Genomic DNA, 13614 nt, shown 5'->3' with positions numbered 1-13614 from the left:
TCAGCTGTACAAGACACCGACGGGCAGAACGTCGACAAGCCCAAGCACCTGAACCCACCCGAGGTGGACCGGGTCGCGGCCAGCCGCGCCGCCGTCGCCGCCCGCCGGGCGCGCGCCGCCGTCAAGGCGGCGATCGCGGCGGGGGAGCGCAACCCGCTCGACGTCATGCGCACCGCCTTCGCGGAGCCGCTCGGCGCCGAGGGCAAGCTGCGCGTGACGGAGTTCCTCACCAGCATCCCCGCGATCGGCGTCACCAAGATGCACCGCATCATGGACGACCTCGGCATCTCCCCGGCGAAGCGCCTCGGCGGGCTCGGCAAGCACCAGCGGGAGCGCCTCTACGACTTCCTCTACGACCGGCTGTCCGCGCGCACCCCCGCGCCGGCGCGCCTGGTCGTGCTGGCCGGCCCGACCGCCGTCGGCAAGGGCACCGTCGCCAACCACATCCGGGAGAACCACCCGGACGTGCTGCTCTCGGTCTCCGCCACCACCCGGGCGCCCCGCCCCGGCGAGGTGGAGGGCGTCAGCTACTACTTCGTCGACGACGCCGAGTTCGACCGGATGGTCGAGGAGGGCGAGCTGCTGGAGTGGGCGACGGTGCACAACGCGCACCGCTACGGCACCCCGCGCGGCCCCGTCGATGCGGCCCTGGCCGCCGGCAACAGCGTGCTGCTGGAGATCGACATCCAGGGCGCCCGCTCGGTGCGCCGCGCCATGCCGGAGGCCAGACTGGTGTTCCTGCAGCCGCCGAGCTGGGAGGAACTGGTCCGCCGCCTGGTCGGCCGCGGCACCGAGACGGCCAGCGAGCAGGCCCGCAGGCTCGAGACGGCGAAGGTCGAATTGGCCTCCGTCGACGAGTTCGATTTCCAGGTCGTGAACAGCGACGTGGGCGAGGCCGCGCAAGAAGTCGTAGACTTGATGAAGACTCGCAAGGCGAAGCGCTGACCCAGCGCGCCCTTTTCCTCGTTTTGCTCACCCCTCACACAGGAGTTCCACATGGCTGACAAGCTCACCGGCATCATCGACCCGCCCATCGACGAGCTGCTCTCGAAGGTCGACTCCAAGTATGCCCTCGTGATCTTCGCCTCCAAGCGCGCCCGCCAGATCAACGACTACTACTCCGACCTGCACGAAGGCAGCCTGTTCGACAACGTCGGCCCCCTGGTCGACTCGTCGATCGAGGACAAGCCCCTGTCGATCGCGATGCACGAGATCAACGAGAACAAGCTGACGGTTCGCCCGAACGCCGAATAACCCTTCAGAAGGCGGCTCTTCCGTGTCCCAGCCCCTCACGATCGTCGTCGGCATCAGCGGCGGCATCGCCGCGTACAAGGCGGTCAACGTGGTGCGGGCATTCGTGCTGGCCGGGCACTCTGTGCACGTGGTCGCCACGGATGCCGCACTGCGGTTCGTGGGCCGGCCGACGCTGGAGGCCATCTCGCGCAACCCCGTGCACAGCGAGCTGTACGAGGGGGTTGCCGAGGTGCGGCACGTGGCGATCGGCCAGTCGGCCGACCTCATCGTGATCGCCCCGGCGACCGCGAACACCATCGCCAAGCTGGCCGCCGGCATCGCCGACGACCTGCTCGGCAACACCGTGCTGGCCAGCACCGCCCCGCTCGTCATCGCCCCGGCGATGCACACCGAGATGTGGCAGAACCCGGCCACCGTCGCCAACATCGCCACGCTGCGCTCGCGCGGCGTCACGGTGGTCGGCCCCGCCGTCGGCCAGCTGACCGGCGCCGACTCCGGCCCCGGCCGGCTCGAGGAGCCCGACGCGATCGTCCGCGCCGCCCTCGCCGCCTACGACGCGTCCCGCCCCGACGCCCGGGCCGCGCAGCTCGACCTGGCCGGCCGGCGCGTCGTCGTCACCGCCGGCGGCACCCGCGAGCCGCTGGACCCCGTGCGCTTCCTCGGCAACCGCTCCAGCGGCCGGCAGGGCATCGCCCTGGCCGAGGCGGCGACCGCCCGTGGCGCCGAGGTGGTGCTCATCGCGGCCCACCTCGAGGTGCCGGCACCGGCCGGCGTCGACCTGCGCGAGGTCTCCACGGCGTTGCAGATGCAGGATGCCGCCGCCCTGGCATCTGAGGGCGCCGACGTCGTCATCATGGCGGCCGCCGTCGCCGACTACCGCCCCGTCGAGGTCAGCGAGGGCAAGATCAAGAAGGACGAGCGCGGCGACACGATGACGCTCGAGCTCGTCCGCAACCCCGACATCCTGGCCGGCCTCGCCGCGGCCAAGGCGCCGGGCCAGCTCGTCGTCGGCTTCGCCGCGGAGACCGAGCCGGACCGAGCCGCCCAGCTGGAGCTCGGCCGCAGCAAGCTCGCCCGCAAGGGCGCCGACCTGCTCGTGCTGAACCGGGTCGGCTGGAGCGAGGGCTTCGCCACAGAACGCAACGACATCACGGTGCTCGATGCCGGCGCGGATATAGTGTTGGAGGCCGTCGGCAGCAAGCTGTCGGTGGCCCATCGCATACTTGATGTGATCGCGGAACGTCTGCACTAGCAGCCCCGCGCGACCACCGTTTTTCAGCACCACAACCTTCGATCAGAGACAGGCCCATGAGCGAGCTTCGGCTATTCACTTCGGAATCGGTCACCGAGGGACACCCAGACAAGATCTGCGACCAGATCTCCGACAGCATCCTCGACGCCATGCTGGCACTCGACCCGCACAGCCGGGTCGCCGTCGAGACGCTGGTGACCACCGGGCTCGTGCACGTCGCGGGTGAGGTCACCACCGAGGCGTACGTCGAGATCCCCTCCATCGTGCGCGAGCGCATCACCTCCATCGGCTACGACTCCTCCGACGTCTGGTTCGACGGGCGCTCCTGCGGGGTGTCGATCTCGATCGGCGGCCAGTCGCCGGACATCGCCCAGGGCGTCGACAAGGCCTTCGAGAGCCGCACGCTCTCCAGCCACGAGCGCTACGACCAGCAGGGTGCGGGCGACCAGGGCATCATGTTCGGCTACGCCACCACCGAGACGCCGCAGCTGATGCCGATCCCGATCTGGATCGCGCACCGCCTCGCCGAGCGCCTCGCCGAGGTGCGCAAGGCCGGGCTCGTCGACTACCTGCGGCCGGATGGCAAGACCCAGGTCACCATCGGCTACGAGGGCCAGATCCCGCGCAGCGTCGAGACCGTCGTGCTCTCCACCCAGCACTCGCCCAAGGTCAGCCAGGAGCAGCTCGCCCGCGAGATCAACGAGCTCGTCATCCGCCCCGTCCTCGACCTCGTCGAACTCGACTCCGCCGGCGCGAAGACCCTGATCAACCCGACCGGCAAATTCGAGATCGGCGGCCCGCAAGGCGACGCCGGCCTCACCGGCCGCAAGATCATCATCGACACCTACGGGGGAGCCAGCCGCCACGGCGGGGGCGCCTTCAGCGGCAAGGACCCGTCCAAGGTCGACCGCTCCGCCGCCTACGCCATGCGCTGGGTCGCCAAGAACGCCGTCGCCGCCGGCCTGGCCGAGCGGCTCGAGGTGCAGGTCGCCTACGCCATCGGCAAGGCGGCCCCCGTCGGGCTGTACGTGGAGACCTTCGGCACCGGCACGCTGCCGGACGCCGACATCACCCGCGCCATCCGCGAGGTGTTCGACCTCCGCCCCGGCGCCATCATCGACGACCTCGACCTGCTGCGCCCGATCTACGCGCAGACCGCCAGCTACGGCCACTTCGGCCGAGAGCTCCCCGACTTCACGTGGGAGCGGCTGGACCGGGTCGACGATCTGAGAAGCGCAGCCGGGCTCTGATCATGCGGTCCGGTGTGGTCGCCCGCGTCCTGATCGACAACCCGCTGCCGCAGCTGGACCACCTCTTCGACTACGGCGTGCCGGAGGCACTGGCCGGCGCCATCCGGGTGGGGCAGCGGGTCAAGGTGCCGTTCCGCTCCGGCGGGCGCATCATCGACGCATATGTGATCGAGCTGGTGGACGCCGCAGAGGCCGACGACTCCTTCTCGGGAACGCTCAGCGACATCGACTCGCTCGTGTCGACGGCCGCCGTGCTCACGCCCGAGGTCTACGAGCTGGCGCGCCGCATCGCCGACCGCGGCGCCGGCAGCGCCATCGACGTGGTGCGGCTGGCCGTGCCGCCACGCGCGGTGCGGGCAGAGAAGAAGTGGCTGGCCGCGCAGGCGGATGCCGAAGCGGCCGAGTCCGCGCCCTCGCGAGACCCGGTCGCCTCGCCCGCTGTGCCCTCGGCCGAGCCGGCGCTCCCGGGCCTCAGCGGCTACACCGACGCCGTCGTGGCCGGGGCCCTCGACCCGGACGGGCGGGTCGCGATGACCGCCGTGCCGCGGCTGGTGCAGACGGCGTCCGGCGCCTGGGTGGGCCATTGGGCCCTGACCATGGCCGAGCTGGCCGCGCGCACGCTCGCCGGCGGGCGCAGCGCCCTGCTGGCCGTTCCCGACTTCCGCGACCAGGAGCAGCTGCTCGCCGCCCTGCACGCGCTGCTGCCGGCGGAGCAGATCTCCCGCTTCGACGCCCGGCAGACCACGACGGAGCGCTACAGCGCGTTCCTGGCCTGCCTCGGCCCCGAGCCGCGCGTCGTCGTCGGCAACCGCTCCGTCGTCTACGCGCCGGCCAGCGCGCTCGGGCTCATCGCCCTCTGGGACGACGGCGACCCGCTGTACGCCGAGTCGCTCGCCCCCTACGCCAACGCCCGCGACGTCGCGCTCATCCGGCAGGGCCTGAGCGGCTCCGCTCTCGTCCTGCTCGGCCACGCCCGCAGCATCGAGGCGCAGCGCCTCGTCGAGATCGGCTGGCTGCACGAGCTCGCGCCCGAGCGCTTCTCCCGCCCCAACATCATCGCCACCGCGCAGCAGGGCCAGCCGGACGAGCACGCCCAGGCGGCGCGCATCCCGTCGCTGGCCTGGCGCGAGGCGAAGGACGGCCTCGGCCGCGGGCCCGTGCTCGTGCAGGTCGCCTCGCCCGGCTACGCGCCCGTCGTCGCCTGTGCCAGCTGCCGCGAGGCCGCCCGCTGCGCCCACTGCCAGGGGCCGCTCGGCCAGAACGCCCCGGGAGCGGCGCCCAGCTGCCGCTGGTGCGGCGCGATCGCTGCGAACTGGACCTGCGGCACCTGCGGGGGGCACGCGCTGCGCACCGTGCGGATCGGCGCCGGGCGCACCGCCGAGGAGCTCGGCCGAGCCTTCCCCGGCGCGCTCGTCGTCGTCGCCGACGGTGAGAACCCGATCCTCAGCGTGAGCGCGAAGCCCGCGCTGGTGATCGCCACCCGCGGGGCCGAGCCGGTCGCCGCCGGCGGCTACGCCGCCGTGCTGCTGCTCGACGGCGAGCGGATGCTCGGACGCGAGTCGCTGCGGGTTGCGGAGGACGCACTGCGCTGGTGGTCCAACGCGGCCGTGCTGGCCGCGCCCGGTGCCCCGGTGATCCTGGCCGGGGTGGGCGGCGCCCTCGCCTCCGCCCTCGGCACCTGGCAGCAGGCCCAGTGGGCCGCCCGCGAGTTCGCCGACCGGCGCGCCCTGCGCTTCCCACCCGCCGTGCGCACCGCCTCCGTCACCGCCGCCCCCGCCGTGCTCGACGGCGCGCTGGCCGAACTGCGGGAGCTGGATGGCGTCGACATCCTGGGGCCGGTCCCCGCCCCGCCGGCCGGGCCGGGCGCCGCGGCATCCGACGGCCTCATGCGCGCCATCGTGCGCTTCGACTACGCGGCCGGTGCCGAGGTGGCCCGGCGCCTGCGGGCCGCCATCGTCGCCGTGGCGAGCTCGCGGAGGCGGCCGCCCAAGGGGGGCGCCTTCCGGCCCGCACCTACACTGAGAGTTCGATTTGATGACCCGGAGATCTTCTAGATGAGACTTGTTTTTGCCGGAACGCCCGACGCCGCGGTGCCGAGCCTCCGACTGCTCGCGGGCGGCCCGCACGAGATCGCGGCCGTCGTCACCCGGGAGGATTCCCCGCAGGGGCGCAAGCGCATCCTGACCCCGTCGCCGGTGGCGCAGGCCGCCGCGGCCCTCGGGCTGCCGGTCATCAAGGCGAACCGCCTCGACGAGGCCGTCACCGCCCAGATCGCGGCGCTCGGCGCGGACCTCGGCGTCATCGTCGCCTACGGCGGCCTCGTGCGCGAGCCGCTGCTCTCCACGCCCCGCCTCGGCTGGATCAACCTGCACTTCTCGCTGCTGCCGCGCTGGCGCGGGGCCGCCCCGGTGCAGCGGGCGCTCATCGCCGGCGACGAGCGCACCGGCGCCGACGTCTTCCAGCTGGTTGCAGCCCTCGACGCCGGCGACGTCTTCGGCCGGATCGAGCGGCCCATCACCGAGGCAGACACGTCCGCGACGCTGCTGGCCGAGCTCGCCGTCTCCGGCGGGGCCCTGTTGGCCCGCGTCGTGGACGAGCTCGCCGACGGCAGCGCCGTCGCCGTGCCGCAGAGCGGCGAGCCCACCCCGGCCGCCAAGCTCGGCATCGACGACGCCCGGCTGCACTGGTCGGAGCCCGCCGAGACCGTCTTCCACCGCTACCAGGGCGTCACCGCCGAGCCCGGCGCGTTCACCCTGCTCGACGGCGCCCGGTTCAAGCTGCACGAGCTCCGCCACGCGCGGGATGCCGCAGCGCTGCCGCCCGGGCACATCAGATCCGTCGACGGCCGCGTGCTCGTCGGCACCGCCAGCACCCCGCTCGAGCTGCTGCGTGTGCAGCCGGCCGGCAAGACCCCGATGAACGCCGCCGACTGGTGGCGCGGCATCGCAGCAGAGGAGGTGATCGCCGAATGAGCGATCCCAGGAACAGTTCGCCCCGGCGGAACAGCCAGGCCCGGGCGCCGAAGCGCCGCCCACAGCAGCAGGTGCAGCCCGCCCGGCTCGTCGCCTACGAGGTCATCGCCGCCGTGCGCGAGTCCGACGCCTACGCCAACCTGCTGCTGCCCAGCCGCATCCAGAAGGCCGGCCTGAACTCGGCCGACGCCGCGCTGGCCACCGAGCTCACCTACGGCACGCTCCGCATGCAGGGCTTCTACGACAAGGTCATCGAGCTCGTCGCCGACCGCACCGTCGACAAGATCGACCCGGCCGTGCTCGACGTGCTGCGCCTCGGCGCCCACCAGCTGCTGGCCACCCGGGTGGCCACGCACGCCGCCGTCAACGAGTCGGTCGCGCTGGCCAGCCAGGTCGCCTCCCGCTCGGCCACCGGCTTCACCAACGGCGTGCTGCGCACCATCTCGCGCAGCTCGCTCGAGGAGTGGCAGGGCTGGGTACAGGAGGAGACCGAGGGCGCCGACGAGAAGCTCGCCGTGCTGCACTCGCACCCGGCCTGGGTGGTGCGCGCGCTCCGCGCCGCGCTGGACGCCGAGGGCCGCGCCGACGAGCTCGAGCAGCTGCTGCAGGCCGACAACGTCGCCCCCAAGGTCAACCTGGCCGCGCTGCCCGGCCTCGTCGACCAGGCGGATGCCGCCGGCCTCGGCGACGCGGACGCCTTCTCTCCGATCGGCTTCGTGCTCTCCGGCGGCGACCCCCTCGGCGTCACGGAGCGCTTCGGCGGCCGCGTGCGCGTGCAGGACGAGGGCTCCCAGCTGGCGGCACTCGCTCTCAGCCGGGCCGAGCCCGTCGTCGCAGGGGAGCGCTGGCTCGACCTCTGCGCCGGTCCTGGCGGCAAGGCGGCGCTGCTCGCCGCCGAGGCGCGACTGGGCGGCGCGGAGCTCACCGCCAACGAGTTGGTGCCCGCCCGGGCCGGCCTGGTGCGCAACGCCCTCGCCGGCGTGCCCGGCGAGGTGCCCGTGCTGGAGCTGGACGGCACGACCATCGGCGACACGCACCCCGCCGCCTTCGACCGGATCATGCTCGACGCGCCCTGCACCGGCCTCGGCGCGCTGCGCAGGCGCCCCGAGGCCCGCTGGCGGAAGACGCCGAACGACGTCGCCGAGCTGAGCGTGCTGCAGGGCAAGTTGTTCGACGCCGCCTTCGGGGCGCTGAAGCCCGGCGGCATCCTCGCCTACGTCACCTGCTCGCCGCACCTCGGCGAGACGCTCGGCACCGTCAACGGCGCCCTCGCCCGCTGGGGCGACTCGCTCGAGCAGCTGCCGACCCGCGAGGTGCTCGAGGGCATCGCCGCGAACCCGCTGGACGTCGGCGGCGACGGCCGGACCGTGCAGCTCTGGCCGCACCGCCACGGCACCGACGCCATGTTCATCGCGCTGTTCCGCAAGAACTAGCCGCACCCGCCCGCCTGCCTCCCGATCGGTCGCGGCACTCCCTCGAGCCAACGGGGTGCGCGAGGCTGGAGCTGGCCTTTTCCGTTGATCGAGTAGGCCCGCCAGGGCCGTATCGAGATCTCGCAACGGGGTCTCGATACGCGCCGCAGGCGGCGCTACTCGACCAGCGGGTGGGTGCCACCCGTGTCCCGGGGTGTTGGCTTCGGTCACCGGCGCTCCCTCGGGCAAGCGAGGGGTAGCGGATGCGGAGGCACCCGCGACATTGGGAGGCAACTTCGCGCCGGAAACGGCCTCCCTATCCGCCGTCGGCCTCCCGAACAGTGGCGCCGGGCACGGCTTCGGTCGCTGGCGCTCCCTCGAGCCAACGGGGTTGCGGGCTTCGCCGAGCGGGGTCTCTGCGCGGTCGTGTCGTCCGCCACTGTGCAGACGCCCCCGCTGGATTCCGGCGGGCACCGGCATCCGCACGGCGGCTGGAGGGCGCCGCGCCGCGAGGGACGAGCAGCGCAGCGCCCGAAGCCCTGGGCGACTTCGCGGAACGGCTGTCCGCGGCATCCGCCGGCCCGGCCACACGCGCTGGTCGGGTGTTGGCTTCGGTCGCTGGCGCTCCCTCGAGCCAACGGGGGAGTTCGCGTGGGGCGCGCGCGACGTCAGCGGGGTGGCGGAGGCATGCGGGGTGCGAGTTATGGCGGTTTCGCCCGAGCCCCGCCCGCAACCCTGGCCGCACCCGATCCCGGCAACCGGGGCTTGGGCGAAAGCGTCATTGTTTGAGTTGAGGAGCGTGCCTCCGCCACCCCGCGGTCGGCGCCGGGGGTTTCGACAGGCTCAACCAGCCGGGGAACCAACCGGGGAATGCCGCTCGCTAGCATAGGAGCCATGTCGACCAGCAGCGCCCCCCGCATCAACCCCAGCATCCTCACCGCCGATTTCGCGAACCTCGAGCACGAGCTCGGCCGCATCGCCACCGCCGACTTCGTGCACGTGGACGTCATGGACAACCATTTCGTGCCGAACCTCACCTTCGGCAAGACGATGGTGGGGCGCCTGAACGAGGTCTCCCCGATCCCGCTGGACGTGCACCTGATGATCTCGGATGCCGACCACTGGGCGCCCGGCTACGCCGAGGTGGGGGCGGCATCCGTCACCTTCCACGCCGAGGCCAGCACCGACCCCGTCACCCTGGCCCGCAGGCTGCGCCAGCGCGGCGCCCGCGCCGGGATCGCCCTGAAGCCCGGAACCGACGTCGAGCCGTACCTGGAACTGCTTCCCGAGTTCGACCAGATCCTGATCATGACCGTGGAGCCCGGCTTCGGCGGGCAGAGCTTCATGACCGACATGATGCCCAAGCTCCGACGCGCCGCCGAGGCCGTGGCCGCCAGCGGCCTGGACGTCTGGCTGCAGGTGGATGGCGGCATCAGCCTGGACACCATCGGCATCGCGGCCGAGGCCGGCGCGAACACCTTCGTCGCGGGCTCCGCCGTGTACAACGTGGGGGAGCCGGAGGCGCAGATTGCGGCCCTGCGCGCCGCCGCGGCGTCATCGGCCCACAAGCACTAGTACCCTGTAGAGGTGAAAACTTTCGACGCCCTCTTCGCCGAGCTCTCCGAGAAGGCCCGCATCCGCCCCGAAGGATCGGGAACCGTGCGTGAGCTCGACGCGGGCGTGCATGCCATTGGAAAGAAAATCGTCGAGGAGGCCGCCGAAGTGTGGATGGCCGCCGAGTACCAGAGCGACGACGAGACCGCCGAGGAGATCTCGCAGCTGCTCTACCACCTGCAGGTGCTGATGCTGGCGAAGGGTCTCAGCCCCGCCGACATCTACCGACATCTCTGATTCGCCGCGCACCAGTGCCGGCCGCTCATGTCACCGATGACTGATCCACACGAACCAGAGAGCACCACCATGCTGAGAATTGCCGTGCCCAACAAGGGCTCACTGTCCGACACCGCCTCCCAGATGCTGTTCGAGGCGGGCTACACCGGCCGCCGCGACCCGCGCGAGCTGCACACCCCCGACCCCCGCAACGACGTCGAGTTCTTCTACCTGCGCCCGCGCGACATCGCCACCTACGTCGGCTCCGGCGCCCTGGACGTCGGCATCACCGGCCGCGACCTGCTGCTGGACTCCGGCTCGCCCGCCACCGAGGTGCACGAGCTGAACTTCGCCGAGTCGACGTTCCGCTTCGCCGGCCCCGCCGAGCGCTTCCGCGAGCTCGACGACCTCGCCGGCGTCCGCGTCGCCACCAGTTACCCGGGCCTCGTCGGCGATTTCCTCCGCGAGAAGGGCATCGAGGTCGAGCTGGTCAAGCTCGACGGCGCCGTCGAGTCCGCCGTGCGGCTCGGGGTGGCGGATGCCGTCGCCGACGTCGTCTCCACCGGCGCCACGCTCCGCGCCGCCGGCCTGGCCATCTTCGGCCCCGTCATCCTGGAGTCCACCGCCGTCCTCATCCGCTCCGCGGAGGAGAAGCCCGGCGTGGCCACCCTGCTCCGCCGGCTGCAGGGCGTGCTCGTCGCCCGCCAGTACGTGATCATGGACTACGACATCCCCGTCGCACTGCTGGAGCAGGCCACCCGCGTCGCCCCCGGCATCGAGTCGCCCACCGTCTCCCCGCTGCACGACCCGGAGTGGGCGGCCGTGCGGGTGATGATCCCGCGGGCGGAGACGAACCAGATGATGGACGCGCTCTACGAGATCGGCGCCCGTGCCATCCTCGTCAGCTCGATCCACGCTGCGAGGTTGTGACGGCCATGGCACTCTCCGTGCGCGTCATCCCGTGCCTCGACGTGGCCGACGGCCGCGTCGTCAAGGGCGTCAACTTCCAGAACCTGCGCGATGCGGGCGACCCCGTCGAGCTGGCCAAGCGCTACTTCGAGCAGGGGGCGGACGAGCTCACCTTCCTCGACGTCACCGCGACGGTCGACAACCGCTCCACCACCTACGACGTGGTGCGGGCCACCGCCGAGCAAGTCTTCATCCCGCTCACCGTCGGCGGCGGCATCCGCAGCGTCGAGGACGTCTCCCGGCTCCAGGCCAACGGTGCGGACAAGGTGGGCGTGAACAGCGCCGCCATCGCCCGCCCGGCCCTGATCGCCGAGATCGCCGACCGCTTCGGCTCGCAGGTGCTCGTGCTCTCGCTCGACGTCAAGCGCAGCGGGCGCACCGAGTCCGGCTTCGTCGTGACCACCCACGGCGGCCGCACCGAGACCGACCTGGACGCGCTCGACTGGGCGCGCCAGGCCATCGAACTCGGCGTCGGCGAGCTGCTCGTCAACTCGATCGACGCCGACGGCACCAAGGCCGGCTTCGACCTCGAGCTGATCCGCATCATGCGCGAGCTCAGCACCGTGCCCGTCATCGCCTCCGGCGGCGCCGGCGCAGTGGAGCACTTCCCGCCGGCGATCGCCGCCGGCGCCGACGCCGTGCTGGCCGCCTCCGTGTTCCACAACGGCGAGCTCACCATCGGCCAGGTCAAGGCGGCCATCGCGGCCGAGGGAATGCCGGTGCGCGCATGAGCGACAACACGAACAGCGCAGGCTACTCCGACGTCGACGCCGTCATCGCCCGCGCCGCCTTCAACGCCGACGGCCTGCTCCCGGCCATCATCCAGCAGCACGACACCGGCGAGGTGCTGATGCTGGGCTGGATGGATGCCGAGGCGCTCCGCCGCACGCTGACCGAGGGACGCGTCACCTTCTGGTCGCGCTCCCGCCAGGAGTACTGGCGCAAGGGCGACACGTCCGGCCACGCCCAGTTCGTGCGCGGCGCCGCACTCGACTGCGACGACGATGCCCTGCTGGTGCAGGTCGAGCAGATCGGGGCGGCCTGCCACACCGGCGCGCACTCCTGCTTCGACGTCGACCCCCTCCAGCCCGTCATCCTGCCCGCCTGAGACACAGTTCGCCCGACGTTCGCCCCGACGAGGAGCCTGACATGAGCACCGGAACCACCACGCGCGCCGACTTCGACGCGGTCGCCGCCGAGCACCGGGTGATCCCGGTGATGCGCGAGCTCTTCGCCGACGGCGAGACGCCCGTGAACATCTACCGCAAGCTCGCCGATGGCCGCCCGGGCAGCTTCCTGCTGGAGTCGGCCGAGCAGGGCGGCATCTGGTCCCGGTTCTCCTTCGTCGGCGTCTCCTCCTTCGGAGTGCTCACGCAGAACGAGGATTCCGTCGCCTGGATCGACTACGGCGCCCCCGCAGAGCGCGTGCTCGGCGACGCGGCCGGCCTCGCGCCGCTCGCCGCGCTCGAGCAGCTGTTCGAGCGCTGGAAGACGCCGCAGCTGCCCGGCCACCCGCCGCTGACCGGCGGCCTCGTCGGCTTCATCGGCTGGGAGGCCATCCGGCAGATCGAGAAGCTGCCGAACAAGCCGCCGAAAGAGTCCGGCGTGCCCGGCCAGGCATTCAGCTTCGTCGCCGAGCTCGTCGTCATCGACCACAAGTACGGCACCGTGCAGCTGATCGCCAACGTGCTGAACGACGGCCGCGACGACGCAGACGCCCTCTGGTCCGACGCCCAGTCCCGCCTGGACGCCCTGCAGCGGCGCCTCGCCCAGCCGTCCGAGGCGTGGCTCGCCGCGGTCGACATGAACACGGCCCCGCACGGGCGCTCTCGCACCGCGGAGGCCGACTTCCTGGCATCCGTGGAGACCGCCAAGGAGTACATCCGCGACGGCGACATCTTCCAGGTCGTCATCTCGCAGCGCTTCGAGCAGGACTGCACCGCCGCCCCGATCGACGTCTACCGGGTGCTGCGCAGCCTCAACCCGAGCCCGTACATGTACCTGCTCAGCCTGGAGACCCCCGACGGCGAGCCGTACTGGATCGTCGGCTCCTCGCCGGAGGCCCTGGTCAAGGTGCAGAGCAACCGCGTCTTCACCAACCCGATCGCCGGCTCCCGGCCGCGCGGCGCGACGCCGGAGGCCGACGCAGATCTGGCCACCGAGCTGCTGGCCGACGCGAAGGAGCGCGCGGAGCACCTGATGCTCGTCGACCTGGCCCGCAACGACCTGGCCAAGGTGTGCACCCCCGGCAGCATCGAGGTGACCGAGTTCATGCGCATCGAGCGGTTCAGCCACATCATGCACATCGTCTCCGCCGTCGAGGGCGACCTCACGGAGGGCAAGAACGCGATCACGGTGTTCCGGGCCACGTTCCCGGCCGGAACCCTCTCCGGCGCGCCGAAGCCGCGCGCCCTGCAGATCATCGACGAGCTCGAGCCGGCCCAGCGCGGCGTCTACGGGGGAGTGGTGGGCTACTTCGGCCTCGCCGGCGACGCCGACCTCGCCATCGCCATCCGCACGGTCACGATCATGGGCGGCGTGGCCACGGTGCAGGCCGGGGCCGGCCTCGTGCTCGACTCCGTGCCGCAGACCGAGTTCGAAGAGACACAGAACAAGGCCGCGGCGCCGCTGCGCGCCGTCGCCGTCGCCAACGCACTACACAGGGTGGTCTGAGC

13 protein-coding genes are annotated in these 13614 nt (G+C 72.1%); all 13 read left to right on the top strand.

Annotation, left to right across the window (positions count from 1 at the left end; translation table 11 throughout):
- Nucleotides 1–48 precede the first annotated feature (48 nt).
- On the top strand, nt 49–945 hold the full coding sequence (gmk, locus tag GY24_RS00640; RefSeq protein ID WP_083365402.1) for a guanylate kinase: 897 nt from the start codon (nt 49–51) through the stop codon (nt 943–945).
- A gap of 51 nt (nt 946–996) precedes the next feature.
- The gene (rpoZ, locus tag GY24_RS00635; RefSeq protein WP_083363823.1) at nt 997–1254 is read left to right on the top strand and encodes a DNA-directed RNA polymerase subunit omega; all 258 of its coding nucleotides are present in this window, start codon (nt 997–999) and stop codon (nt 1252–1254) included.
- A gap of 22 nt (nt 1255–1276) precedes the next feature.
- Complete coding sequence (gene coaBC, locus GY24_RS00630; protein WP_104473880.1) at nt 1277–2506, top strand: bifunctional phosphopantothenoylcysteine decarboxylase/phosphopantothenate--cysteine ligase CoaBC; 1230 nt, start codon at nt 1277–1279, stop codon at nt 2504–2506.
- A gap of 56 nt (nt 2507–2562) precedes the next feature.
- Nucleotides 2563–3756: a methionine adenosyltransferase gene (gene metK / locus GY24_RS00625; RefSeq protein WP_083363825.1), complete on the top strand. Its 1194-nt coding sequence runs from the start codon at nt 2563–2565 to the stop codon at nt 3754–3756.
- Nucleotides 3757–3758: 2 nt separating this feature from the next.
- On the top strand, nt 3759–5810 hold the full coding sequence (locus tag GY24_RS00620) for a primosomal protein N' family DNA-binding protein (RefSeq protein ID WP_193953467.1): 2052 nt from the start codon (nt 3759–3761) through the stop codon (nt 5808–5810).
- Nucleotides 5811–6728 (top strand): methionyl-tRNA formyltransferase, encoded by a 918-nt coding sequence (fmt, locus tag GY24_RS00615; RefSeq protein ID WP_104473879.1) that lies wholly within the window; start codon nt 5811–5813, stop codon nt 6726–6728.
- Entirely contained in the window at nt 6725–8161 is a 1437-nt protein-coding gene (locus tag GY24_RS00610; protein WP_104473878.1) for an RsmB/NOP family class I SAM-dependent RNA methyltransferase, read from the top strand. The genes fmt and GY24_RS00610 overlap by 4 nt, the downstream gene beginning before the upstream one ends.
- An 873-nt stretch (nt 8162–9034) precedes the next feature.
- Nucleotides 9035–9715, top strand: coding sequence for a ribulose-phosphate 3-epimerase (gene rpe / locus GY24_RS00605; RefSeq protein ID WP_104473877.1), 681 nt, complete (start codon nt 9035–9037; stop codon nt 9713–9715).
- A gap of 12 nt (nt 9716–9727) precedes the next feature.
- On the top strand, nt 9728–9991 hold the full coding sequence (locus tag GY24_RS00600) for a phosphoribosyl-ATP diphosphatase (RefSeq protein ID WP_083363831.1): 264 nt from the start codon (nt 9728–9730) through the stop codon (nt 9989–9991).
- 69 nt (nt 9992–10060) lie between these two features.
- Nucleotides 10061–10900, top strand: coding sequence for an ATP phosphoribosyltransferase (hisG, locus tag GY24_RS00595; RefSeq protein ID WP_104473876.1), 840 nt, complete (start codon nt 10061–10063; stop codon nt 10898–10900).
- Between the two features lie 5 nt (nt 10901–10905).
- Nucleotides 10906–11670: an imidazole glycerol phosphate synthase subunit HisF gene (gene hisF, locus GY24_RS00590; protein WP_104473875.1), complete on the top strand. Its 765-nt coding sequence runs from the start codon at nt 10906–10908 to the stop codon at nt 11668–11670.
- Nucleotides 11667–12047 carry a phosphoribosyl-AMP cyclohydrolase gene (hisI, locus tag GY24_RS00585; RefSeq protein ID WP_104473874.1) on the top strand — a complete coding sequence of 127 codons (381 nt, stop codon included), beginning with the start codon at nt 11667–11669 and terminating at the stop codon, nt 12045–12047. The genes hisF and hisI overlap by 4 nt, the downstream gene beginning before the upstream one ends.
- Before the next feature lie 41 nt (nt 12048–12088).
- A complete protein-coding gene (locus GY24_RS00580; protein WP_104473873.1) occupies nt 12089–13612 on the top strand; it encodes an anthranilate synthase component I in 1524 nt (507 codons plus the stop codon).
- Nucleotides 13613–13614 lie beyond the last annotated feature (2 nt).

It is taken from the genome of Microterricola pindariensis (assembly GCF_002936985.1).
Lineage (GTDB): Bacteria > Actinomycetota > Actinomycetes > Actinomycetales > Microbacteriaceae > Microterricola > Microterricola pindariensis.
The sequence above is the reverse complement of the archived record's forward strand: the minus strand, read 5'-3'. Positions and strand labels throughout refer to the sequence as shown.